Origin of the sequence: Glutamicibacter protophormiae (assembly GCF_014647495.1) — a bacterium.
Taxonomy (GTDB): domain Bacteria; phylum Actinomycetota; class Actinomycetes; order Actinomycetales; family Micrococcaceae; genus Glutamicibacter; species Glutamicibacter protophormiae.
Genome location: NZ_BMPH01000002.1, coordinates 226,023 through 249,856 on the forward strand (window position 1 = coordinate 226,023; position 23,834 = coordinate 249,856).

The window sequence follows — 23,834 nt, forward strand, 5'->3', positions numbered from 1 at the left end:
GGAGACAGGTAATTAGCTGAACAATTTACGGAACCGGCAGGGACCGCGAAGACCACTCAGGCGATGCGGTAGCCGCGCTTGATGACCGTGGTGATCAGCTGCGGATCGGGCAGGCTCTTGCGTAGCCGGCTGAGCGTCATGTCCAGCGCATGGCGCGAAGGCAGCGTGCTGAGCGAGGTGGCCAGCTCGTCCCGGGAGACCACATTGCCGCCGGCCTGGAGCAGGCAGCGCAGGATCTCGGCGTGCAGCGGGGTGAGCGTGCAGTCCTCATCGTTCAGCGACAGCGTGCGCCCGCGCAGCTGGCACAGGCCGCGGGAGGTGTCCACGCTCAGCGTGCCCTGGTCTGCCAGGGCGGTCACCAACTGCAGCACCATGGCACCCATGCGGTGGCGCTGCGGAACCAGCGGGCTGCGCACCCCGGCCTGGATCAGCGGTTCGGCGGTCACCGGCCCCACGGTCGCGGCCAGCACCCGTTCGTTGAACGAGCGGATCAGCGTGGGCAGCATGCCGCGGGAGGCCGCGGCGGCCAGCAGGGTGTGCACGCTGGGGGCGCTGGTGAATGTCACCGCGTCGAATCGGCCGGCGCAGATCCCTTCCAGCAGGGTGAGGATGTGCGGGTCGCCGCTGTTCTCCATCCATCGGTAGGGTTCGATCTTCAGTACGTGCGCGGCGCCGAGCGCCCTGATGTCGCGGGCCAGCGGGCGGTCGTTGTCCGCGTGCATCTGCACCGCCACGGCGGCCCCCTGTACCTCGCCGTGCAGCAGCTGCAGCAGCGCTTGACTGGTCCCGGCCGCGGCGCTGCCGGCCACCGGCAGGCCCAGGGCCCGCACCGCGCCGAGCGCCTTGGCCCCGCGGGTGAAGATCCGGCAGTCCTCCAACGCCCGTCCCAGCTGGTCGCCCAGGCCGGCGGCCTCCGCGGTGTCGAACCAGCGGCGCAGCCCGTAGGCGGTGGTCACCACCAGCACCGAGGGGCGTTCGGCGATGACCCTGCGCGTTTGGCCGAGCAGGAACTGTTCGTCCTCCAGCGGAGCGAGCCTCAGCAACGGGGTGTGGGCGGTTTCGGCCCCGCGGCGTTCCAGGGCCTCGATGAGTTCGTTGGAGCGCCGGTCGCTGGTCACCGCGATGCGGAATCCTGCCAGCTGTTGCGCGCTGTTCATGCGGTGGCTCCCAGACTCAGCGGCTGCATCGTATCCAGGGCCAGCGGCAGCGCCGCGACCTGGCCGATGACGATCACTGCGGGGTTCGCGCAGCCGGCCGCCCGGGACGCCGCGGCCAGCGTGGACAAGGTGGCGTGGGTGGTGCGCTGGGTGCCGGTGGTTCCCGACTCGACCACTGCGCAGGGCGTGTTGGCCGCCAGCCCGCAGCGGCGCAGCCCCGCCGCGGTATGCTCTAGGGTAACCATGCCCATCAGCACCACGATGGTTCCGCCCAGACCTGCCAGTTGGCGCAGCTGGTGCTCTTCCAACGGGTCGTGACCCGAGATCACGGTGAAGGCGCGGGTGACCCCGCGGGCGGTGACCGGGATGCCGGCCGCGGCCGGCACCGTGATGCAGGAGGACAGCCCGGGAACCACCTCGACCGGGATCCCGGCGGCGGTGGCGGTGCGCAGTTCCTCGAATCCGCGGCCGAACACGTAGGGATCCCCGCCCTTGAGCCGCACCACGTGGTGGCCGCGCAGCGCCTCCTGCAGCATCAGCTCCTCGATGCGATCCTGGGTGACCTTGTGGTGCCCGGGCTGCTTGCCCACGTCGATGATGCGGGCCTGCGGCGCGAGCCGATCCAGGAATTCACCGGGTCCCAGCCGGTCGCAGAAGACCACGTCCGCGCTGGCCAGCGCGGCGGCCGCGCGCAGCGTCAGCAGGTCCAGGGCGCCGGGCCCTCCGCCCACCAGGGTGATGCGGCCGCCGGCTGCTCCGGGGTCCAGCTCGACCACCGGAATGCCCTGGGCCAGGGCCTGCCGGCGCAGCGCGGCGAATTTCAGCGACTGCCCGGAACACAGGGCCAGGACGTCGGCCTGCCCGAGCAGGGCCACGGCCCCCAACGGTGTGCTGGCCTGCAGCAGGGTGTCGACGAACTGCGCCTGCAGGTACCGGGCGGCGCGGGCGGAGGTTCCCGGATCCGCCGCCAGCAGGACCGTGCAGCCGGCCAGCTCGATGTGCGCCCCGATCATTTTTCACTCTCCCGGGCCAGCAGGGCGTTGCGGCCCTCGCCGTGGAGGCACACGGTGCCCAGGACTGCTGCAAGACTGTGTGGATGATGCTGTGACATGGGGATACGCTCCAGGGTGCTCGCTGTTTCGGGTTGTCTCACATGCTATCCAGGTCTTTTTGCCTGGAAATTTCGCAATTGTTTCACCGGCAATAACTTGTTCCGGGCCGGCGGAGCTCAGCTGCCCGCCGGGCGCACGGGGATGCTCGCGCCCAGGTCCACCGGGCGGCGCTGGCCGCGTTCGCTGGCGTATTCCAGCTCGGTGTCCGAGACCTGCGGCGCATTCACGAAGGAACGGAAGCGCTTGAGCTTCTGCGGATCAGCCAGCGTGGCCGCCCATTCGTCCTGGTAGCTGGAGATATGGCGTTCCATGGCCTGTTCGAGCTCCGCTCCCAGCCCGAGCGAGTCCTCGACCACCACGCTGCGCACGGTGTCCATGCCGCCGGGCAGCTCCTGGATCCAGTGGGCGGTGCGCTGCAGGCGTTCGGCGCTGCGGATGTAGTACATCAGGAAGCGGTCGATGTACCGCAGCAGCGTGCTGTCATCCACCCCGCCGGCCAGCAGCTGGGCGTGGGCCGGGTTGGCCCCGCCGTTGCCGCCCACGTACAGATTCCAGCCTTCCGCGGTGGCGATGACCCCCACGTCCTTGGCGCGGGCCTCCGCGCATTCGCGGGCGCAGCCGGAGACACCCATCTTGAACTTGTGCGGGGCGCGCAGCCCGCGGTAGCGCAGCTCGATGTCGATGCCCATGCCCACCGAATCCAGCATGCCGTAGCGGCACCAGGTGGAACCGACGCAGGTTTTCACGTTGCGCAGGGACTTGCCGTAGGCCTGGCCGGATTCGAACCCGGCGTCGACCAGTTCGCGCCAGATCTGGGGCAGCTGCTCCAGCCGGGCGCCGAACATGTCGATGCGCAGCCCACCGGTCAGCTTGGTGTACAGCCCGTATTTCTGCGCCACCCGGGCGATGACCCCCAGCTTTTCAGGGGTGATCTCCCCGCCGGGGATGCGCGGCACCACCGAGTAGGTGCCGTCCTTCTGCATGTTGGCCATGACGCGGTCGTTGGTGTCCTGCGCCCCGGCCAGCCCGGCGTCCATCGGGTGCACGTTGGTTTGGCTGGCAAGGATGGAGGCAATGGTCGGTTTGCAGATGTCGCAGCCGGTGCCGGTGCCGAAGCGTGCCATGATCTGCGGGTAGGTGCCCAGCCCTGCCAAGCGCACGGCCTCGAAGAGCTGCGGGCGGGAGAGGCTGAAGTGCTCGCACAGGGCAGTGGAGACTTCCATGCCGTTCTTCGCCATTTCAGTTTCCAGCAGCTTCTTGAGCATCGGCACGCAGGAACCGCACTGGGTGCCGGCCTTGGTGCAGGACTTCAGCCCGGACACCGTGGAAGCCGGGCCGCAGCCGGCGCAGGCTCCGCCCACCGCGCCGCGGATCGCCCCGGCATCCACGTTGTTGCAGGAGCACACCACCGCGTCATCGGGCAGCTCGGTGTCCGGGGCCTGTCCGCCGGCGGCGCTGAGGTAGGCGCCGGGCTCAGCCGGAAGCTCGCGGCCCAGCAGCGGACGCAGCGACTGGTAGGGGCTCGCGTCGCCCACAAAGATGCCGCCGAGCAGGGTGGCGGCATCCTCGGAGACCACCAGCTTCTGGTACAGCCCGCGGGCGGCATCCGCGTAGACCACCTCCAGGGCGCCCTCGGTGCGGCCGAAAGCGTCACCGAAGGAGGCGACGTCCACCCCGGAGAGCTTGAGCTTGGTGGCGGTGTCGAATCCGCTGAATTCCCCCTCGCCGCCGGTCAGCCGGTCGGCGGCGACCTCCGCCATCGTGTTGGCCGGGGCGACCAGCCCGACGCACAACCCGCCGTAGTTGGCGACCTCGCCGATGGCCCAGACATGTTCCACCTCGGTGGCGCAACCGCCGTCGATGACGATGCCGCCGCGCGGGCCCAGCCCGAAGAGCGCGCCGCCCTCGGACTGGGCTTCGTTGTGGGTGCGGGCCAGTTCGTCGCGCGGGCGCACGCCGATGGACACGATCACCATGTCCGCGTCGATGACCTTGCCGTCGGCCATGGGCACGCCGGTGACCTGCCCGTTCTCGGAGAGGATCTTTTCCGGGAACACCCCGCCGTGCACCGTGAAGTCCTTCTGGGCGATCAGCCGCCCCAGCGCCTGCCCGGCGCCCTGGTCCAGCTGGGTGCCCATGAGCCAGTGCCCGCCGTCGATGATCAGCGCTTGCGCACCCAGAGCCTGCACCCCGGCGGCGGCCTCCAGCCCGAGCAGGCCGCCGCCGATGGTGGCAACCACCGGGGTGCGTCCCAGCGTTGCGGCCAGGAGGCGTACCTGCTCGGCGATGCCCCGCACGTCCTCCAGGGTGCGGTAGACATGGGTCAGTTCGGCGCCGGGGATCGGCAGGGTTGCGGCGTTGGAGCCGGTGGCCAGCACCAGCTCGTCGTAGCCGAATTCGCGCCCGTCCTCGGTGCGCACCACGCGGGCGGCGCTGTCCAGAGCCACCGCGCGGGCCCCGGTTTCTAGGGTGAGGTGTTCCTGCTCCCACAGTTCCGCCTCGCCCAGGGTCAGGTCCACGCCGGGATCGGTCAGCGCCTTGGACAGCGCCACCCGGTCGTAGGGGAGGTGGGCCTCTTCGGTGAGCACGGTCAGGTGGGTGCCTGCCGGCCTGCGGGTGGCCATGGCTTCGGCAAAGCGGTGCGCGGCCGGACCGCCGCCGATCACGAGGATGTGTCGCTGTTCGCTGGAGGTATTCATGATGCCCTTTCGCTGGCGGACCCACGGGGTGTGGAGCGTCTGGCACCAGCCTAGGAACCTGTTTTTGCCCCGCAGTTACCCCGATGTTTCACCGGGCGCAAATTTCTCCAGCAGGCACGAACACCCGCGGTGAGGACATCGAAACATGTTCGTAGCACGGGTTCGCCCCGGGGCTGTGAATCGGGCTTTACCGACCGGCAACCGCGCGGGGCGGCGGCTGAAATATAACGCTTCTAGGCTCGAAGCATCGGAACACCATCGAAAGGACCCACCGATGAACACGCAACTGATTGATGCACCCGCCGCACTGGCCGAGCTCTGCTTCGCGGACGACCTGGAAACGGGCTGGGGCGAGGCAGCCTGGATGGAAGGACGGCAGATCGCGGTGTACCGCACGGAGCACTTCGGTTTCTACGCCAGCTCCCACCGCTGCCCGTCCACCGGCGCCAAGGTCATGGCCCGCGGCATCCTGGGTGATGCCACGGTGGACGGACGACGCGTGGCCACCATCGCCTGCCCGCTGCACAAGGAGATCTACCGACTGGACACCGGCGACTGCCTGAGCTCCGAAGGCGCCGCACTGCCGGTGTTCGGCGTGAAGGAACTCGGCGGCCGGTTGTGGATGGAGGCCTCGAAATGAGCAGGCACGCCGCCTTCCAGGGCGAGGACGGGGCCTACCTTGAACACTGCGCATGGTTCGGCTGGTACGAGGTCAGCACGGAACCAGCATCCTGCAACCGTTCATGAGCAGCCACGCTTCAACATTTCCAGTTTCACAAGAACACGCAAACCAGCACACACCGCCAGGATTTCCTGGCGGCGTGTGCTGGCTTAAGCAACCGGTCGGAACGGGGCGGGAGCAGGCTGGCTCCCGCCTCCGCGCTAGGCCTGGGCCGGGAGCCTGAGCAGTTCCTCAATACGTTCCTTGCAGCCGCCGCATCCGGTGCCGGCACGGCAGTTCGCGCCAACCTCTTCGACGGTGGAACATCCAGCTTGGACCGCATGGGCCACCTGTCCGTAGGTCGCGCCAGAGCAGCGGCACAGCTGGTCATCGGCCCCGGCTGCGGGTGCCTGCGCATCCTCGAAAGGCGCGTCCAGCCGCAACAACAGGGACGGGTCAACCGGCAATGCGGTGCCGCGCTCGAAACCCAGGGCAAGCTCCGCCCCGGTGCGCGGCAGGCCCAAGGCCATAAAGCCGGTGGGGAGCCCATCGCGCGCCATGATCTTCAGGTAGCGTCCGGAAGCTGGATCCGCATACACGGTGACCTGCTGCTTTGGGTCGTCGAAGAGTCCGGCCTGCACCGTGCCGGCAGCGGTGAGTTCCAGTCCCTGCCCCTTGAGCATCAGGATCTCGCCGCCCTGGGCTTGGGGACCCGGCAGGCACCCCAGATCCGGGGCGGGCGCGGAAGGATGCGGGGCCGGATGGCTGAGCAGGAAGTCGGCCAGCCAACCGGCCTGCGCCCAGCCCGGGGCGAGCAGCCCCGCAGGACGGCGCCCGGCCACCTCGGCGCAGTCTCCCACGGCGAAGAGTCGCCCGCTGGAATCCGCCATCAGCTGCTCATTGACCGGGATTCCGCTGCCTGCCGCCAATCCGCAGCCTTCAGCCAATTCGGTGCGCGGACGCACCCCGGTGGACACCAGCAAGGCGTCGGCGTGGATCAGTCCGTGGGTATCGGTGGCCAGCGCATGGAATCGGCCGTCCTTTTTCTGCACGCCGGTGGCGCGCACCCCGGAGAGCACCTGCACCCCGGCGGCTTCCAACTGGCGGATGAGCAGGGTGCCGCCGTCCGCATCCACCACACGCCCCAGCGGTGCCGGTCCGTGGTGCACCAGCACCGGCTCGAAGCCGGCGCTGGCCATGGCCAATGCGGCCTCCAGACCCAGGATGCCGCCACCGAGCACCAGCACCTTTCCGCCGCCGCGCAGCACCGAGTGCAGCTGCAGCGCATCATCGAGGGTGCGCAGCGCCAGCACACCGGCGGGCAGCGTGGAATCCGCGTGCGGATCGAAGTTCAGCCCTGCCAACGAGGGGATGACCGGGCGGGCTCCGGTGGCGAAAACCAGCCGGTCGTAGGGGACCGCCCCTCCGCTGGTGTGTACCACGCGCCGGGCCCGGTCCACCCCTGTCGCGGTGGTGCCCAGCCGCAGATCCACGCCCGCGGCGCGCAGCCGGGATTCGTCGGCCATGCCCAGGTGCTCGGGCTTGGCCGCGCCGATGGCGACCTCGGCCAGCAGCACCCGGTTGTAGGCGGCGCGCTCTTCCGCGCCCAACACCGTCAGGTGGAGGTCTTTTGAACGCACCGCGGGAAGCAGCCCCTCGACCAGGCTTGCGGCCACCGGCCCGAAGCCGATGATAACCAGTCGTTCACTCATGTCGCTCCAATCGGGACAGCAGCACCGGCGCATGCTTGAACTCGGGCATGGAACTGTCCGGGTCCACCGCATCGCCGGTGAGCAGGTTGGCGTTCTGGGTTTCGGGGAAGTGGAAGGGCAGGAACACGGTGTCCAGGCGGATGCCCGCATCCAGGCAGGCCGTCGCTTCGACGCGCCCGTGCGAATTTTCCAGCACCACTTCCTGCCCGTCGCTGATGCCGCGGGCCAGCGCGGTGTCCGGATGGATTTGTGCTAGCGCCGCAGGCGCGGCCTGTTGCAGCTCGGCTACCCGGCGGGTCTGCGTCCCGGACTGGTAGTGTTCCAGCAACCGCCCGGTGACCAGCGAGATGGTCCCGGGCCTCAGGTCGGCATCATCGACGGCCGCCGGCTGCGGGTAGACCGGTTCCAGCCGCGCCCTGCCGTCGGGGTGGGCGAATCGTTCCAGGAACAGGCGCGGGGTGCCCGAGCGCTCGCCGGGAGCCGTACTGATCGGCGTGCCGGCGGGGCAGGGCCAGTAGACCGCCGCCCCCGCATCGAGGCTGGTGTAGTCCACCCCCGAATAGTCCGCGATGCCTCCGGCCGAGGCCCTGCCGAGTTCGGCGAAAACCTCCCGCGGGTCGGCGTTGAAGACGGTCGGGGCCTGCAGGCGTGCGGCCAGTTCGGCCAGCAGCCACAGCTCGCTGCGCACCCCCGGCGGCGGGGCCAGCGCGGCGCGGCGGCGCAGCACCCTGCCTTCAAGGTTCGTCATGGTGCCTTCCTCCTCGGCCCACTGCAGCACCGGCAGCACCAGGTCTGCCTGCGCGGCGGTCTCCGAGAGGAAGAAATCGGACACGACCAAGTAGTCCAGCCGGCGCAGCGCGGCGGCGGTGCGGTTGGCGTTGGGGGAGGAGATGACCGGGTTGGAACCGTGCATCAGCAGCATCCGGGCTCCGCCTGGTTCGCCCAGGGTTGCCAGCAGCTGCGCCGCCGGGATGCCCGGCCCGGGAATGATGTCAGGGTCCACACCCCACACGCCCGCCACATGCCTGCGGGCTGCCGGGTCGGTGATCTTGCGGTAGCCGGGCAGCTGGTCGGCCTTCTGCCCGTGCTCGCGCCCGCCCTGCCCGTTGCCCTGTCCGGTGATGGTTCCGAAGCCTCCGGCCAGGGTTCCGGGCAATCCCAGCAGCAGGGCCAGGTTGATCGCGGCGGACACCGTGGCGGTGCCGTTTGCATGCTGTTCCACCCCGCGCCCGGTGAGGATGTACACGGGTTTGCCGCCGCTCCGAGCTGCCTGGGCCGCGGAAGCCAGGGTGCGCGCGGTCTGTCGGATCACGCTGGCCGGAACGCCGGTGAGCGACTGCACCCGTTCGGGCCACCAGGATGCCAGCGAAATGCGCAGCGATTCCAAGCCCCAGGTTCGGGCGTCCAGGTACTCCGTGTCGGCCAGGTCCTCGGCCAGCAGCACGTGGGCCAGGCCGAGCAGCAGCTGCAGGTCAGTGCCGGGTGCCGGCTGCACATGGGTGTCTGCCAATTCCGCGGTGGCCGAGCGGCGCGGGTCGGATACGATCAGCCCGCCGTTCTCCCGCGCGGATTCAAGGTGCCTGACGAAGGGCGGCATGGTGTCGGCGACATTGGAACCGAGCAGCAGGATGGTGCCTGCCCGATCCAGGTCCGCCAACGGAAATGGCAGCCCGCGGTCCAGCCCGAAAGCCTTGTTGCCGGCCGCCGCGGCCGAGGACATGCAGAACCGCCCGTTGTAGTCGATGCGCGAGGTGCCCAGTGCCAGCCTGGCGAACTTGCCCAGCTGGTAGGCCTTTTCATTGGTCAACGACCCGGAGCCGAATACCGCCACCGCGTCCTTCCCGTGGGCCTGCTGCACCGCGCGCACCTGGTGCACCACCAGGTCCAGCGCCCGCTCCCAGCTCACCGGGTGCAGCACGCCGTCGGCTCCGCGTTCCAGCGGGGAATGCAGCCGTTCGGGATGCTCCAGCAGCTGCGCGGCGCTGTAGCCCTTGCGGCACAGCGCCCCGCCGTTGGTTTCGAAGTTCCGTCCGCTCAAGCCCACCGGAGTGGTGCCTGCGTCAAGGGTGATCCCGCACTGCAGTGCGCAGTAGGGGCAGTGCGTCGCGACCGCCATCTCAGGCCTTCCCCGCGAAACCCGAACCGCGGCGCACGTAGCAGAACCAGGTCACTGCCAGCAGCAGCACGTAGAGTCCCACGAACACTCCGAAGGCTGGCACGTAGGAACCCAGCTTCGACAGGGACAGGCCCAGTACCTGCGGAATCAGGAATCCGCCGTATGCGCCGATGGCCGAAATCAGGCCCAGGGCCGCGGCGGCGCTGCGCGCCTGCTCGGCCGGGGTACGGCCGCTGCGCCGCCCCGAGAGGGCGAAGACTGCCGGGATCATGCGGTAGGTGGAGCCGTTGCCGAGGCCTGCCGCGGTGAACAAGGCGAGGAACAATCCCAGGAAGACCGGGAAGTCCACCTGTCCCAGGCTCAGCATCAGCGCGAGGGTCAGTACGGCCATTACCGAGAAGGCTGCCAGGGTGATGCGGGCCCCGCCGAAACGGTCGGCCAGCTGTCCTCCGTAGGGACGTGCCAGCGACCCGACCAGCGGTCCGAGGAATGCCAGGGAGATCACTGCGGTGCCCAACTCCAGCGAGGAGTACTCGGTGAAGGTATCGGCCAGCAGCTTGGGGAATACCGCGCAGAAACCGATGAACGAGCCGAAGGTGCCGATGTAGAGCCCGGCGATGATCCACAGGTGCTTCTCGCGCAGGCAGGCCAGCGCGCCGCGCACGTCGCTGCGCGCGTTGGACAGGTTGTGCATGTACTTCGCGGCTCCTGCCGCGGCCGCCAGGATCAACGGGATCCAGATCAGGCCGGCCATGGGAAGCTGCAGTGTCCCGGCGGCGAAGATGGTGATGGCGATCGGCACGAGCAGCTGGGCGATGGCTGCGCCCAGGTTGCCTCCGGCCGCGTTCAACCCGAGGGCCCAGCCTTTCTGGGCGGCCGGGTAGAAGTAGGTGATGTTGGCCATCGAGGAAGCGAAGTTGCCGCCGCCGAATCCGGAAAGCCCGGCCAGAACCAGCATGACCCAGAACGGCGTCTGCGGGTTCGCCGTGGCCAGGGCCAACCCGGTTACCGGGATCAGGAGCAACAGCGCGGAGATGATGGTCCAGTTCCGTCCACCGAACCTGGCGACCATGAAGGTATAGGGGATGCGCAGGGTGGCGCCGACCAAGCTGGGCATGGAGATCAGCCAGAACAGCTCGCTGGTGCTGTAGTCGAATCCGGCGGCCGGCAGGTACACCGCGAGGATCGCGCACAACTGCCAGACGGCGAACCCCAGGAACTCCGCGAAGATCGACCAGCGCAAGTTGGTCCAGGCGGTGCGCCGGCCCACGGCCTGCCAGAAATCCGGGTTCTCCGCGTCCCAGTTGTGGACCCACCGGCCGCGGGTAATCTCCAGCTGGTCAACGGCGGGGCTCAGCTGGCGGGATTGCGTGCTCATGCGAATCGATGCCTTTCACTCGTGGATGCTGTTGAGCATTCCAGAGCGACATTTCATCGGCGTGCGTTTGTTGTTGCCTCGGCGGCAATTCTGGGTAACGACTGCCGGGGTCCGCTGAGAGGAGCCGGTAATCTGCCGGAAATGAACAAATTTTTTGATCAGTTTTCGTGCAGCGAGTTCCGGATCGATGACTGCCAGCCCTGCGCCTGGTAGCTCGACGTCTCAGAGGCGCGGGCACAAAAACTGGTCCCGTCGCTTTTCGGCGACGGGACCAGTTGTTGTTCGATGCAGGCTACTTCTTCAGGTGGTCAACCAGCTGCGAAGCAATGCCGTTGTAGGTGCCCGGGGTCAGCGACTGCAGGCGCTGCTCGGCCTCGGCCGACAGGCCCAGCTCGCCGACGAATTCCTTCAGGCGGGCTGCGTCCACGCGGTGGCCGCGGGTCAGGTCCTTCAGGCGCTCGTATGGGTTGTCCATGCCCTCGACACCGGCGATGGCCTCGGCGCGCATGACCATCTGGATGGCCTCGGCGAGGACCTCCCAGTTGTGGTCCAGGTCGTCGGCCAGCACAGCCTCGGCAACGTCCAGGCGGTCAAGGCCCTTGGCGACGTTGGAGATGGCCAGCACCGAGTGGCCGATGGCCGAACCGATGTTGCGCTGCGAGGAGGAGTCAGTCAGGTCGCGCTGCCAGCGGCTGGTGACCAGGGTTGCGCCCAGGGTGTCCAGCAGGCCGTTGGAGATCTCCAGGTTCGCTTCGGCGTTCTCGAAGCGGATCGGGTTGACCTTGTGCGGCATGGTCGAGGAGCCGGTGGCGCCGGCCACCGGGATCTGCGCGAAGTAGCCGATGGAGATGTAGCTCCACACATCGGTGCACAGGTTGTGCAGGATGCGGTTGAAGCGGGCGATGTCCGCGTATACCTCGGCCTGCCAGTCGTGCGACTCGATCTGGGTGGTCAGCGGGTTCCATGTCAGGCCCAGGTGCTCGACGAAGCCCTGGGAGATCTGCTGCCAGTCGGCGTTTGGAACCGAAGCGTAGTGGGCGGCGTAGGTGCCGGTGGCGCCGTTGATCTTGCCCAGGTACTCGGTCTTCTCGACGCGGTCCAGCTGGCGGGTCAGGCGCCAGGCAAGCACGGCCAGTTCCTTGCCCAAGGTGGTCGGGGTGGCTGGCTGTCCGTGGGTGCGCGACAGCATCGGCACGTCGCGGGAGTCCTCGGCCATCTTGGTCAGCTGCGCCACCAGGTCGCGGGCCGCCGGCAGCCAGACCTGCTGCACGCCGCCCTGCACGCCCAGCGCGTAGGACAGGTTGTTGATGTCTTCGGAGGTGCAGCCGAAGTGCACCAGCGGCTTGAGCTGGGCAATGCCGATGCCTTCAAGGCGGTTGGCGATGTAGTACTCGACGGCCTTCACATCGTGGACGGTCACGGCCTCGATCTCGGCCAGTTCCTGCACGGAATCGGCGTTGAAATCGGTGACGATCTTTCGCAGCGCGGCCTTCTGCTCGGCGGTGAGCGGGGAGGTGCCCGGAAGGACGGAGTTGTCGGTCAGGTGGATCAGCCATTCAACTTCAACGTGAATGCGATCGCGGTTCAAGGCCGCCTCGGACAGGTAGTCCACCAGCGGGGCGACGGCCGCGCGGTAGCGTCCGTCGAGGGCGGTCAACGCCAGGGATTCATTAGCAAGGGAAGTGCGCGCAATCTCAACCATGCCCTTATTCTTTCATCCCTTGGCACCGGGTCATACTTTTACGCCCGGGCTCAATCCACAATCCGCCGGCCAGCGCCGGTCCGCGGCGGCGGTCCCCGGCATCCTGAAGGCTCACGGGCCTGCCGTGCAGAGGGCGGCCCATGACGCGGGAGTAGCGCAATGATGTTTCAGGCAACGCTTGATTCGGTGGCTTTCCAGCTTTCCGATGCCAAGGACACCACCCGGTTCGCCATCGGCCAATTGGCCCAGATCAGCGGGCTGACTTGGAGATCTGAAGCAGGAAGGGCTTTTGCCGCCCAGGTCGTCGAGTTGAGCGGCAGGCTGCAAGTGCTGGCCGGAGTGCTGGTGGATGCCGAAGCCTACCTGGCGGTGGCCACGAACGAAATCCATGCACTGGAAGCCCGGATCAACGAGCAGCGGATGGCATCCTGAGCATGGGATATGACGTCAATTACAACGCCGTGGATTACGCGGATTCCCGCGCCATCTGCGTCGAGGTCTATGCCCGGTTGCAGCAACTGGAATTGGAGCTGCTGCGAGCGGCACAGCAGGCCGCGCAGTGCCAGGACGACGTCGATCTGCAGTGCGGCATCGCCGGCGTGGCGGCCCGAGGCTACCAGCTCGCCCTGCTCGCGGAATACCTGCGCCTTGGCTACGCGCACGCAACCGAGGCCGTCATTGCCGGAAGGCGCCTGGCTGAACGGGTGAGTGCGGCGATGGAGAACTATGAATCGGCCGAAGCCGTCACCGAGAAGATGATGCTCTCCGCCAATTGGATCCAGCTGGCGCTCGACTTTTTCCGGGACACTGCGGAAAACGGCAACAGGCCGCCGACGCGGCAGATGGAAGGCATGCTGCGGCTGCTGATGCTCGCCAACCCGTGGAACCTCGTGCGGCCCGATGCCGGCGCTGAACAGCTGGTTACCGATACCACCACGCAGCTGGGCAACTTGATCGACGCGGTGGGCCCGGGCAGCCGGTTGGAACTCGCCGGCAGCCAGCCGCCCGAGCAACTGCGGGTGAGCGGAACACTGGACGACTACGCCAAACTGCACCGCCTGCTGTACGACGGCGGGGTCGAAGAACAAGGCAAGTTCGTGATCGCGCAGCTGGATCCGAAGACCTACGTTCTGGTCATGCCGGGAACGCAGGACGGCTTCGGGGGAACCAACCCCTTTGACTCGATGGGCATCGTCGACGGCTTCGGGCGGGAATCGGACAACTTTGCGGAGCCGATTGCGCAGGCTCTGGAGTTCTCCGGGGCCGGGCCCGGTGATGAAGTCATCCTGACCGGCTATTCGCAGGGCGGTATCCACGTCGCCAACCTGTTGAAGAACAAGTTGATGCGCAAGAAATTCAAGATGACCCGCGCACTGACCCTGGGCTCTCCGATCGGGGGCATCGAGGCGCCTGCCGATGCGAAAACCCTGTCGGTGGAAGACTCCAGGGACATGGTTCCCGGAACCGACGGCCGCCCCAATCGGACATCGCCCTGGCAGATGACGGTGACCTTCGACGGGCCGCGCCGGGAAATCGAGGACAGGCTTCCCCACGGCGGTGTTTTCGGCCCTCCGCACTCGCTGCAGAATTACGAAGACCACCTGCGGGAACTGCAGCGGAATCCGGCACCCGAAGTGCGCAAGCAGTTGGAGGCATTCATGCTGCCGCCCGGGCTGGTGCTGTTTCGCCGCTTCACGTTGGAACGGAACGCTGTGCCGAAAAAGAAACCGCGCGGCGAAGAGCCGCGCGGCAGTGGCAAGCAGCGCAAGCCGCTGGGCCACCAGATCGCCCCGCCGCACTAGGCGACGGGACGCGGGGAGTGGAGCGCTACCGGCGGTCGCTGCTGACGAACAGGCCGAGCACCGCGGAGACGATGGAGATGATGATGGTGCCGATGATCGCATCCCACCAGAAGTGGTCGATGATCAGCTCCGCCGGGATGAACCGGGTCAGCCAGCCGGTCAAGGCCAGCATCAGCGCATTCACCACGATGGTGAACAGCCCCAGGGTCAGGCAGGTGATGGGCAATGACAGCAGGCTGACGATCGGGCGGACCAGCGCATTGACCAAACCGAAGATCAGGCCGACCACCAGATAGGAGACCACCAGCCCCAGGGTGTCATCTCCAACGGCGTCGATATGGATTCCGGGCACAATCCAGACGGCAACGGCAAGTGCCAGCGCATTTACGATGACTCGAATCAGGAAACTCATGAGAAAACCTTCGCACACAAAGCTGGGTCGTAGATGAAAACTAAATCACCTTTCCGCACATCCGGGGGCTACGCTGGGATTCATGACTGAGAATTCTGTGCCCCAAGACCAGGTGCAGCCGCGATCGATCGTTGCCCGCCTGCCCAAGTACGCCGCCGGAAAACCGCCGGTACAGATTCAGGGGCTGAGCTCCTTCAAACTCTCTTCCAACGAGATTCCCTTCGGCCCGCTGCCGCAGGTGCGCCAGGCGGTCCTCGACCAGGATGCGCTGAACCGCTATCCGGATCCGCTGAGCACCACGTTGCGCGAGGCCCTGGCGGACTACCTGGATGTTCCGGCCGACGACATCGTCACCGGTGCGGGCTCGCTCGGCGCCCTGGTGCAGATCCTGAACACCTTCGCCGGACAGAACGAGGACGGCATCCAGGACGAGGTCATTTTCGCTTGGCGTTCCTTCGAGGCTTATCCGATCCTCGTGCAGACCGCTGGCGCGCTGCCCGTGCCGGTTCCGGTACTCGATGACGGACGACATGACCTGGAAGCCATGATCGATGCCATCAACGAGAACACCTCGGTGATCCTGCTGTGCACTCCGAACAATCCGACCGGCCCGATCCTCACCCAGGCCGAGGTGGACGACTTCATTTCCCGCGTGCCGCGCAACGTGCTGATCGTGCTGGACGAGGCCTATATCGAGTTCGTGCGCGACCCGCAGTCCGTGGATGGCGTGAAGACCTACAAGGCCAATCCGAACGTGGTCCTGCTGCGCACCTTCTCCAAGGCCCACGGCCTGGCGAACCTGCGGGTGGGCTATTCGGTAGCCCATCCCGAAATCACCAACAATCTGCGGGTCATCGCCACCCCGTTCGCCGTCTCCTCGGTGGCCCAGGATGCGGCGATCGCCTCGCTGAAGCACATCGATGCGGTCTACGAGCGCGTGGACTCGCTGGTTGCCGAGCGCGAACGCGTGGTGGCCGCGCTGGTGGAGCAGGGATGGAAGTTCCCGGCCACCCAGGCTAATTTCGTCTGGCTGCCGTTGGGCGAGAAGACCGCGCAGTTCGTAGAACGGGCCGAAGCCAAGGCGCTGTCGGTGCGCGGCTTCGCCGGCGAAGGCGTGCGCATCTCGATCGCGGAGTCGGAAGCCAACGACCGTTTCATCGAACTTTGTGCGCAGTCCCTCGATTTGGCGCAGAGCTGAGCGGCGCTGTTTTCTCGCGTTTTTACAGGCAAACGCTATAGGCTTGGAAATTAGACAAGCCGCTATATGTCCCATGCGGAATGTATTCCGTGTGGGGCATATTTATGACCGGAGGAAGATTTATGACGCCTGCTGCGACCGAGGTCGGGCCGAAGGATCCGGTGCAGATCCTGACCCCCGATGGCCAGCGCCTGCCCCACGAAATCTATGACGCCTATCTGGGCGATGTGGACGAGGACATGCTGCGCGGCTTCTACCGCGACATGGCGCTGACTCGCCGGTTCGACCAGGAAGCCACCGCCCTGCAGCGTCAGGGCCAGCTGTGCCTCTGGGTTCCGCTGCGCGGCCAGGAAGCGGCGCAGATCGGTTCGGGCCGGGCCACCCGCCCCAGCGACTACATCTTCCCGACCTACCGCGAGCACGGTGTCGCGCTGACCCGCGACGTCTCCTTCTCCGAAATGCTGCGCCTGTTCCGCGGCATCTCCGGCGGCGGATGGGACCCGCGGGAAAACAACTTCCACATGTACACCATGGTGCTCGCGGCCCAGCTGCCGCATGCGGCCGGCTACGGCATGGCGTTGGCCATGGAGCAGCGCGGCTGGGACGAGGAAAAGCTCGCCGCCGAGGGCAACGCCGTGGTCGCCTACTTCGGCGACGGCTCCTCCACCGAGGGCGAGACCCATGAGTCCATGGTCTTCGCCAACTCCTTCAACGCCCCGGTGGTCTACTTCTGCCAGAACAACCAGTGGGCCATCTCGGTGCCCTTCGAAGTTCAGTCCAAGGTGCCGCTGGTCGAGCGTGCCGCAGGCTACGGCATGCCGGGGATCCGCGTGGACGGCAACGACGTGCTGGCCGTCCTGGCCGTGACGCGCTGGGCCCTGGAGCATGCACGCAGCGGCAAGGGACCGGTGTTCATCGAGGCTGACACCTACCGCCTGGGCGCGCACACCACCGCCGACGACCCCACCAAGTACCGCATGACCGAGGAAGAAGCCGCCTGGGCTCCGCGCGATCCGCTGATCCGCCTGGAAACCTACCTGCGCGAGAACAACATCGTGGACGACGACTTCTTCGAGCAGCTGGCCAAGGACGCAGACCAGATGGCCGCCACCGTCCGGAAGGACGCCATGGCCTTCCCGGTGCCGCCGCTGGCCAAGTCCTTCGAGCAGGTGTATGCCGAGGCGCACCCGCTGATCCAAGAAGAACTGGCCTGGCACCTGCAGTACGAGGCGGGATTCGCAGATTCGGGAGACAACGCATGAGCACCATGACACTGGCCAAGGCCATCACCTCCGGACTGGACAAGGTGCTGGAGTCCAACGACAAGGCGCTGCTGATGGGCGAAGACATCGGCAAGCTCGGCGGCGTGTACCGCGTGACCGACGGGCTGCAGGAGAAGTACGGCGCGCACCGCGTGATCGACTCGCCGCTGGGCGAGGCCGGCATCGTGGGCAGCGCGGTGGGCATGGCCCTGCGCGGCTTCTCCCCGCTGGTGGAGATCCAGTTCGACGGCTTCGTGTTCCCCGCCTACAGCCAGATCACCACCCAGCTGGCCAAGATGCACGCCCGTTCCGAGGGCCGTTTGACCGTCCCGGTGGTCATCCGCATCCCCTACGGCGGCGGCATCGGCTCGATCGAGCACCATTCCGAATCGCCCGAAGCCCTGTTCGCGCACACCGCTGGCCTGCGCATCATCACCCCGTCCAACGCGAACGACGCCTACTGGATGATCCAGCAGGCCGCACAGTGCCAGGACCCGGTGATCTACTTCGAACCCAAGCGCCGCTACTGGCTCAAGGGCGAGGTGGATACCGAGACCCCGGCGCTGGACGCCTTCAAGGCCCAGGTGGTGCGCGGCGGCGAGGACGCCACCATCGTCGCCTACGGCCCGCTGGTTCCCGTGGCGCTGGCCGCCGCGGAGGCCGCCCGCGAGGAAGGCCGTTCCATCGAGGTGATCGACCTGCGTTCGCTTTCGCCGATCGATTTCGACACCATTACCGAATCGGTGCAGAAGACCGGTCGGCTGATCGTCACCCATGAGGCTCCGACCTTCGGCGGGCTGGGCGGGGAGATTGCCGCGCGCATCTCCGAGCGCGCCTTCCTGTCATTGGAAGCCCCGGTGCTGCGCGTGGGCGGATTCCACATGCCGTACCCGATCTCCAAGGTCGAATCGCAGTACCTGCCGGACATCGACAAGCTGCTCGAAGCCCTCGACCGTTCCTTCGCCTACTAGGAGCCGAAACATGACCGTCTTTAACCTGCCCGACGTGGGCGAAGGCCTGACCGAAGCCGACATCGCCTCGTGGAAGGTCGCCGTGGGCGACACCGTCGAGGTCAACCAGGTCTTCGTGGAGATCGAAACCGCCAAGTCCCTGGTGGAGCTGCCCAGCCCGTTCGCCGGGGTGGTCACCGCCCTGCACGCCGCCGAGGGCGAGACCGTGCTGGTGGACAACCCGCTGATCACCATCGACCAGGAGGGCAACAAGCCCGCCCCGACCGGAACCCCGGAACCGGCCGAGGCCCTGGCCACCGCGGCCCCGGTGGCCAGCGAGGAACCCGGTCCGCTGGTGGGCTCGGGCCCCACCGCCGACTCCTCGGTGCGCCGTGCGCGCACCAACCGTCCGGCGCCGTCCGCTGCGCCGACTGCCCGCCCGGCAGTGCGCGCCTCGGCCATTGCCGACACGATCTCCCGCCGCGCTGCCTCGCTGGGCAGCGCGGTGACCCGCGAAGTTGACCGCGCCAAGCCGGCCATGGCCAGCTTCATGGACCGCGTGCTGGCCAAGCCGCCGGTGCGCCGCCTGGCCAAGGACCTGGGCATCGACATCAACGACGTGGTGGGCACCGGCACCCAAGGTGAAATCACCCGCGAGGACGTCAACAGCTACCAGGCCCAGCGCGAGGCCGAGCACGCGGCGGCCCCGACCTACTGGGCCCACGGCCAGCTGGCCGACGCCCGCGTGGACCGCACCGCGGTGCGCGGTGTGCGCAAGGCCACTGCCAAGGCCATGGTGGACTCGGCCTTCAGCGCCCCGCACGTCTCGATCTTCGTTGACGTGGACGCCAGTCGCACCATGGAATACGTGGCCCGGCTGAAGAAGTCCCGCGACTTCGAGGGCATCAAGGTCTCTCCGCTGCTGGTGCTGGCCCGCGCCGTCATCTGGGCCGCGGCCCGCAACCCGAGCGTGAATGCCAGCTGGGTGGAAACCCCCGACGGTGCCGAGATCCACCAGAAGCGCTTCATGAACCTTGGCATCGCGGCCGCCACCCCGCGCGGCCTGCTGGTGCCGAACATCAAGGACGCCCAGAACCTGAACATGAAGGAGCTGGCGATCGCGCTGAACGAGCTGGCCAGCACCGCCCGCGCCGGCAAGACCTCCCCGGAGGACATGCGCGGCGGCACCCTGTCGATCACGAACATCGGCGTGTTGGGCATCGATACCGGCACCCCGATCATCAACCCGGGAGAAGTCGCGATCGTCGCCTTCGGCACGATCCGCCAGAAGCCGTGGGTGGTGGACGGCGAGGTCGTCCCACGCTGGATCACCACGCTGGGCGGTTCCTTCGACCACCGTGTGGTGGATGGAGACTTGTCGGCCCGCTTCATGGCCGACGTCGCCTCGATCCTGCAGGAACCTGCCATGCTGCTGGACTAGTTTCCAGACGTTGGCCAAAGCCCCTTTCGAATCCCCTGATTCTAAAGGGGCTTTGGTATTTAAGAAAGCAGCTGTTGATATAATCGTTGGATTATGAGTTATCTCCTTTCGACCGCACGGCGGACCGCGACGGCCCTGCTGGTGCTTCTTCCACTGGTGCTCGGGGGATTTCTTGCGGTGCCAGCGGTGGCGGACGAACAGATTTACGAGCCGATCTACCCGGTGGGTCCCAGCGACGCACCGTTGAATGGCCAGGACGAAGACAAGGAGAAAGGCACGATCCGCGTCCCCGGCTTGGTCGCCGAAGAAGGGGACTTCCACCTGGCGGTCATCGACTCGGTGCAGGCCCAGATCGACAACCAGGAAGTCCTGGACACGGTCCGCGAGACCATGGGGCAGACCAACGCCAAAATCGTGGTGGGTGTCGATACGGCCGACAATACGATGGAAGGCGGGGCGGCCCAATTCATCCGCGCCCTGACCTTGTTCGGTCCCACCTCGTACCTGCTCCTGCACGACGACTGGCCCGACAGCACCGATACCAAGGGCTATATCCAAGACGGCTGGATTGTCGTTGGCCTGATGCTTCCGGACAAGGACGGCCAAGGCGCGGAGATCGCGATCGACAAGGCTTGGAACGTGACCGGGGACCGTTCGGCGGCCCTGTCCAACAGCGTTGCCGCGCTACGGCCGATGATGGACAAGGAAGACTACACCCAGGCGGTTATCGAAGCGGTGCGCATCACCACCGAGGAATTGAAAGCGCCCAAGAACATCCTGGGCGTATTGCTGCCTGCCAGTTCAGACGGCAAGCGGACTCTGCTTTTTGTGTTCCTGGGCGTTCTGGGCACATTGCTCACCACCTACGTTGTTCTCCGCGGCGCCCGCAAGCGCCAGCGCCAGGCAACTACGGAGCGCAGCGCACGAGCGGCACAGCTCACCCGGCTGCTGCCGCAACAACTGCGCGAACTTGAATCCTGCAAGCTGCCAGCCATCAGCGTTGATGCCGGGGGTGTCATCCAGCAGCGTGCCGAACTGCTGGAACGGGCCATCTCACCGCTCGCGAAGGCCGGGCAGGAAGCGGTGCGCCGGGTTTCGGCGGCAACCCCGGTCAGCAGCGCGGAACTTGACCGGCTGGAACGGACCATCCGGTGCCAGGAAGAACTGGTTTCGGCATGCACCGCGTTCACCGGGCTGCTTGGCAACTCGAATCCCAGCCGCCAGCGGTGGGGATCGATCATCTCCGCACACCGCCGGCTGCTGGATGATTGCGCGCAGTTCCTCGACCGCGCGGACACCGCGTCCTTAGACGCAGCCGCGCGCGTGCGTGCGCATTTGGTAACCGATACGGATGCCTTGGATGAAGCCCAGCAGTGGCTGGACAAGCCGATGTCCAGAAACGTCGCACCGATTGCCATGCTGGGACGTCTTTGGGAACTGCGCCTCGCGCTGGCCTCGGATCTGGAGCGGCTGCTGGAGCAGGCGGGGAGAAAGCGGATCAAGGTCCCCCACGAGCTTGCTGCCCACCGCGCCGACCGCCCAGCGGACGGCAGGCGGAGGCTTGACGACCTGGCCACCCTGGATCAGGCTTCGCGAGAGGTACAGCGCTGGATGGATGGCGACCCGGGGGACAGGGCATGAGCCGGTTCGCGGCCTTCGACTCGAGCGGGCGCAAGCTGCGTCGTCCGCACTCGCTGGCGCTGATCCCGGCCGTGCTCATGGCCCTGGCCACAACCGTGATTGCCGGGATGGGGCTGTCCGCCTACATCGCGTACGGGCAGCAGGACGCTCTCCGGCACGAGGTGAAGATCGTGGTGGAGGGCAGACACGATTGGAACATCAGCCAGGAAACCGTGGATGCCGCGGCCGACGGCCCGATCCTCGCACACCGTCCGTTCACCTTGACCGTCACTGATCGCTACCTGACCGGCGATGAGCTGCTGGATGGCATCGTTCCCGACCATGACATCCTGCTCAGCACCCAGCTGGCGAATCTGGAATCCGACGACCACAAGATCCAGCAGCGCTTCCACGGCACCGCGGTGCGCTCCGACCTGGTGGACGGGCGGGACCGCAAGGCCTATGACGAAACGGATATCCGTTTCGAGATCGACAACGCGTTCCGCGACAACCTGGGTTTGGGCCACGGCCCGAAATCCGTTGTCGCCGCCGCCCAGCGCGCGGCCGTGGTGCTCTACGACCCGCCCAACACGAACCCGGTTTTCTGGATCTCGCTGATCGCCCTGGCCGCCACGGCGACCACGGTTTTCCTGCTGATGGCCCTGCGCTACAACCTGCGGTGGGAAGCAAAACACCGCCGCCTCGTCGCGGCGCAGCGCAAGCTGGCCCGCGTCGTGCTGGACCTCGAGGCGCTCGAAGCGACCTACCACGCGGCGCCGGAGGCCGAGCGCCCCGAGGGCTTCCGGAAATCCTGGCTCCAGCTGCAGAAGCTGTCCCTGGACTTGGCCCGAACCGAAAGCTCGCTGACCGAGCGGGTTTATTCGCGCAAAACCGCCTTCGGGGCGCAAACCGCCCAGCAGCTCACCGAATTCGAGGCCTCCGCCCGCAAGCTGACGAATTTGTCCGACGCGTTGATGGGCGCAGGCTCCGTGCACGCGCGCCTGACCGGGACCGGGACGACTCTCGACCGGCTCAGTGCCCCGATCAACGAAGCCATGACGAGGCTGCTGATCCGATTGGAGCAGGCGCCGGGGCGGATGATCGCCAACGGTGACATCGAGCAGCTGCGTGCTGCCCTTGGCCAGTTGCTGGATGCGGCCGCCGGGGACTCGAAGAACCTGCAGGCCGTGGAGCAGTGGGAGCAGGCCGAGCGGCAGCTGGTCGCGCTCCTGGTCAAGCAGAAAAAGAAGATCTCCAGATATCCTCACGGCAAGGTCGCCGCTCCTGCAGGAGCGCCCGAGCAATACCGGGAACTGAAAACCTCGCTGGGGATGGACGCATCAACCGCCAAGGACGGCTACGCGAACGCGGCCTATCTGGACGCGCTGGTGAAATCCATCGTGGGTGGAACGCTTGAGTCGGACAGGATGACGACGGCAAAGCAGCGCACGGAGTCCAGCTACCGGCCCAGCGGACCGCGGCTGGCCGTGATGCTCACGGCCCTGCTTCTGGTCGGCATGATTCCGGCCGGCATCACGGCCGCCAATCTGGTTGATGACCCGTTTTCCGAGCGTGAAGGCACGGGGCGCGGTGCGCAGCTGGAGATCGACGATCCCCGCGGCGAGCTGTCCGATACCGAAATCATCCGCTACTTGGACGCCGACTTCCCGGTGCCAACCAGCATGGTGATCGCCGTCCGCGACGCCGAAGCCTACCTGGACCTGAGGACCGACCCTCCGGGATCTGCATACCGTTCGGCGGAGCCCCTGAGCCTGCTGAAGTCCCTGCACCGCATCAAGCAGGAATTTCCGGAACTGCTTGACCCGGTGACGAAGGAATTGAAGAACGGCAAGGCCATTATTCCCGTGTTCTCAACGGACGAAGGGACAAGCATCGCGCCCGGCCTGATCAGCCCCGAAGTCAGCACGGGCCGATACACCCTCGGCGGGACGTCGAACTGGGAACACGGGAGCATCCACGAAAGCAAGTATCCGGATATCACCATCGCCGGAGTGGTGGACGACTATGCCGAGGGCATTCAACGCAACGGCTTCGAAGAAGATACCTCGATTAGCTTCGGGGGTCTGTTCTGGTTGCTGACTTTGTTGTTCTTCTTCACCGTTGTGAACATCGTGCTGACCATCAGATTCCTGCTCACCGCCACCGGGAGCCTGGGACGTTTCGGGCGCGGGACCGCCAAGCTGCGCGCGGCCAAGAAGAAATTGGAGCGCCTGCTCCTGGGCCTGGACGACTCCCAGATCAATGCCGTCGCGGTTCTTGGTGCCAGCGGCCGCGGCCGCGCCGACGACGCAGGCCAGAGGCTTTTTGAACGTGCCTTGGCCATGGCGCTGCGGGAAGAACGGGAACTGGATGCCACGCCGGTGAATGAGCGCCTGCGCCGCGAGTTCAGCGCCCGCGTCGCGCACCTGGAGCATTTGGCCGATGTGCTGTCCGAGCGCGACGCTGATGTCGCTCGCCGTGCCCAGACGCTGGTGTCCGCAACCCGCGGTGCGGGTGGAGACCCGACTGCCGAGGTGACGTTGCCGGGCCGGCGCTAGATGAAAGCCTATCCCTGGAGGCTCAGCCTGCTCGGAAGGACCGAAGGTTTTTTG

Annotated in this window: 17 protein-coding genes; 9 read left to right on the forward strand and 8 right to left on the reverse strand. The window is 66.8% G+C overall.

Annotation, left to right across the window (positions count from 1 at the left end):
- Nucleotides 1-56: 56 nt before the first annotated feature.
- From IEY43_RS03455 to nirB, 3 genes are all read right to left on the reverse strand, one after another.
- On the reverse strand, nt 57-1,157 hold the full coding sequence (locus IEY43_RS03455) for a uroporphyrinogen-III synthase (RefSeq protein ID WP_188947211.1): 1,101 nt from the start codon (nt 1,155-1,157) through the stop codon (nt 57-59).
- Complete coding sequence (gene cobA / locus IEY43_RS03460) at nt 1,154-2,170, reverse strand: uroporphyrinogen-III C-methyltransferase (RefSeq protein ID WP_188947212.1); 1,017 nt, start codon at nt 2,168-2,170, stop codon at nt 1,154-1,156. The genes IEY43_RS03455 and cobA overlap by 4 nt, the downstream gene beginning before the upstream one ends.
- A gap of 215 nt (nt 2,171-2,385) precedes the next feature.
- Nucleotides 2,386-4,968, reverse strand: a complete 2,583-nt coding sequence (nirB, locus tag IEY43_RS03465) for a nitrite reductase large subunit NirB (protein ID WP_188947213.1) — start codon at nt 4,966-4,968, stop codon at nt 2,386-2,388.
- Between the two features lie 274 nt (nt 4,969-5,242).
- Between nirB and IEY43_RS03470 the strand changes: the two genes are divergently transcribed.
- A complete protein-coding gene (locus IEY43_RS03470; protein WP_188947214.1) occupies nt 5,243-5,608 on the forward strand; it encodes a nitrite reductase (NAD(P)H) small subunit in 366 nt (121 codons plus the stop codon).
- A 242-nt stretch (nt 5,609-5,850) separates the two neighbouring features.
- Here the strand turns inward: IEY43_RS03470 and IEY43_RS03475 are convergent, their stop codons facing one another.
- From IEY43_RS03475 to purB, 4 genes are all read right to left on the reverse strand, one after another.
- Entirely contained in the window at nt 5,851-7,341 is a 1,491-nt protein-coding gene (locus tag IEY43_RS03475; protein WP_188947215.1) for an FAD-dependent oxidoreductase, read from the reverse strand.
- Nucleotides 7,334-9,457, reverse strand: coding sequence for a molybdopterin oxidoreductase family protein (locus tag IEY43_RS03480; protein WP_188947216.1), 2,124 nt, complete (start codon nt 9,455-9,457; stop codon nt 7,334-7,336). The genes IEY43_RS03475 and IEY43_RS03480 overlap by 8 nt, the downstream gene beginning before the upstream one ends.
- 1 nt (nt 9,458) lies before the next feature.
- On the reverse strand, nt 9,459-10,835 hold the full coding sequence (locus IEY43_RS03485; RefSeq protein ID WP_188947217.1) for an MFS transporter: 1,377 nt from the start codon (nt 10,833-10,835) through the stop codon (nt 9,459-9,461).
- Nucleotides 10,836-11,127: 292 nt separating this feature from the next.
- Nucleotides 11,128-12,537, reverse strand: a complete 1,410-nt coding sequence (purB, locus tag IEY43_RS03490; protein ID WP_188947218.1) for an adenylosuccinate lyase — start codon at nt 12,535-12,537, stop codon at nt 11,128-11,130.
- A 159-nt stretch (nt 12,538-12,696) separates the two neighbouring features.
- On the opposite strand from purB, the gene IEY43_RS03495 reads away from it, so the two are divergent.
- Together IEY43_RS03495 and IEY43_RS03500 are read left to right on the forward strand one after the other, a co-directional pair.
- Nucleotides 12,697-12,969: a hypothetical protein gene (locus tag IEY43_RS03495; protein ID WP_188947219.1), complete on the forward strand. Its 273-nt coding sequence runs from the start codon at nt 12,697-12,699 to the stop codon at nt 12,967-12,969.
- 2 nt (nt 12,970-12,971) lie between these two features.
- Nucleotides 12,972-14,339: a hypothetical protein gene (locus IEY43_RS03500; protein WP_188947220.1), complete on the forward strand. Its 1,368-nt coding sequence runs from the start codon at nt 12,972-12,974 to the stop codon at nt 14,337-14,339.
- Nucleotides 14,340-14,364: 25 nt separating this feature from the next.
- Here IEY43_RS03500 and IEY43_RS03505 read toward each other — a convergent pair whose 3' ends face one another.
- The gene (locus IEY43_RS03505) at nt 14,365-14,751 is read right to left on the reverse strand and encodes a phage holin family protein (protein ID WP_188947221.1); all 387 of its coding nucleotides are present in this window, start codon (nt 14,749-14,751) and stop codon (nt 14,365-14,367) included.
- A gap of 82 nt (nt 14,752-14,833) precedes the next feature.
- Here IEY43_RS03505 and IEY43_RS03510 point away from each other — a divergent pair, with 82 nt between their 5' ends.
- The 6 genes from IEY43_RS03510 to IEY43_RS03535 all read left to right on the forward strand — a co-directional run bounded on the left by IEY43_RS03510 (nt 14,834) and on the right by IEY43_RS03535 (nt 23,780).
- Complete coding sequence (locus tag IEY43_RS03510) at nt 14,834-15,949, forward strand: histidinol-phosphate transaminase (RefSeq protein WP_188947222.1); 1,116 nt, start codon at nt 14,834-14,836, stop codon at nt 15,947-15,949.
- A 122-nt stretch (nt 15,950-16,071) separates the two neighbouring features.
- Nucleotides 16,072-17,211: a thiamine pyrophosphate-dependent dehydrogenase E1 component subunit alpha gene (locus IEY43_RS03515; protein ID WP_188947223.1), complete on the forward strand. Its 1,140-nt coding sequence runs from the start codon at nt 16,072-16,074 to the stop codon at nt 17,209-17,211.
- Nucleotides 17,208-18,182 (forward strand): alpha-ketoacid dehydrogenase subunit beta, encoded by a 975-nt coding sequence (locus IEY43_RS03520; RefSeq protein WP_188947224.1) that lies wholly within the window; start codon nt 17,208-17,210, stop codon nt 18,180-18,182. The genes IEY43_RS03515 and IEY43_RS03520 overlap by 4 nt, the downstream gene beginning before the upstream one ends.
- 10 nt (nt 18,183-18,192) lie before the next feature.
- Complete coding sequence (locus IEY43_RS03525) at nt 18,193-19,602, forward strand: dihydrolipoamide acetyltransferase family protein (RefSeq protein WP_188947225.1); 1,410 nt, start codon at nt 18,193-18,195, stop codon at nt 19,600-19,602.
- A 93-nt stretch (nt 19,603-19,695) separates the two neighbouring features.
- Nucleotides 19,696-21,243: a hypothetical protein gene (locus IEY43_RS03530; RefSeq protein ID WP_188947226.1), complete on the forward strand. Its 1,548-nt coding sequence runs from the start codon at nt 19,696-19,698 to the stop codon at nt 21,241-21,243.
- A complete protein-coding gene (locus tag IEY43_RS03535) occupies nt 21,240-23,780 on the forward strand; it encodes a DUF5129 domain-containing protein (RefSeq protein WP_188947227.1) in 2,541 nt (846 codons plus the stop codon). Before IEY43_RS03530 ends, IEY43_RS03535 begins: the two co-directional genes overlap by 4 nt.
- The last annotated feature ends 54 nt before the right edge of the window (nt 23,781-23,834 follow it).

Coding starts and splice junctions, on each gene's coding strand:
- IEY43_RS03495 (WP_188947219.1), top strand. CDS start 12,697: ATGATGTTTCAGGCAACGCTTGATTCGGTGGCTTTCCAGCTTTCCGAT.
- IEY43_RS03485 (WP_188947217.1), bottom strand. CDS start 10,835: ATGAGCACGCAATCCCGCCAGCTGAGCCCCGCCGTTGACCAGCTGGAG.
- IEY43_RS03515 (WP_188947223.1), top strand. CDS start 16,072: ATGACGCCTGCTGCGACCGAGGTCGGGCCGAAGGATCCGGTGCAGATC.
- IEY43_RS03470 (WP_188947214.1), top strand. CDS start 5,243: ATGAACACGCAACTGATTGATGCACCCGCCGCACTGGCCGAGCTCTGC.
- IEY43_RS03500 (WP_188947220.1), top strand. CDS start 12,972: ATGGGATATGACGTCAATTACAACGCCGTGGATTACGCGGATTCCCGC.
- IEY43_RS03505 (WP_188947221.1), bottom strand. CDS start 14,751: ATGAGTTTCCTGATTCGAGTCATCGTAAATGCGCTGGCACTTGCCGTT.
- purB (WP_188947218.1), bottom strand. CDS start 12,537: ATGGTTGAGATTGCGCGCACTTCCCTTGCTAATGAATCCCTGGCGTTG.
- IEY43_RS03510 (WP_188947222.1), top strand. CDS start 14,834: ATGACTGAGAATTCTGTGCCCCAAGACCAGGTGCAGCCGCGATCGATC.
- cobA (WP_188947212.1), bottom strand. CDS start 2,170: ATGATCGGGGCGCACATCGAGCTGGCCGGCTGCACGGTCCTGCTGGCG.
- IEY43_RS03530 (WP_188947226.1), top strand. CDS start 19,696: ATGAGTTATCTCCTTTCGACCGCACGGCGGACCGCGACGGCCCTGCTG.
- IEY43_RS03525 (WP_188947225.1), top strand. CDS start 18,193: ATGACCGTCTTTAACCTGCCCGACGTGGGCGAAGGCCTGACCGAAGCC.
- IEY43_RS03520 (WP_188947224.1), top strand. CDS start 17,208: ATGAGCACCATGACACTGGCCAAGGCCATCACCTCCGGACTGGACAAG.
- IEY43_RS03480 (WP_188947216.1), bottom strand. CDS start 9,457: ATGGCGGTCGCGACGCACTGCCCCTACTGCGCACTGCAGTGCGGGATC.
- nirB (WP_188947213.1), bottom strand. CDS start 4,968: ATGAATACCTCCAGCGAACAGCGACACATCCTCGTGATCGGCGGCGGT.
- IEY43_RS03535 (WP_188947227.1), top strand. CDS start 21,240: ATGAGCCGGTTCGCGGCCTTCGACTCGAGCGGGCGCAAGCTGCGTCGT.
- IEY43_RS03455 (WP_188947211.1), bottom strand. CDS start 1,157: ATGAACAGCGCGCAACAGCTGGCAGGATTCCGCATCGCGGTGACCAGC.
- IEY43_RS03475 (WP_188947215.1), bottom strand. CDS start 7,341: ATGAGTGAACGACTGGTTATCATCGGCTTCGGGCCGGTGGCCGCAAGC.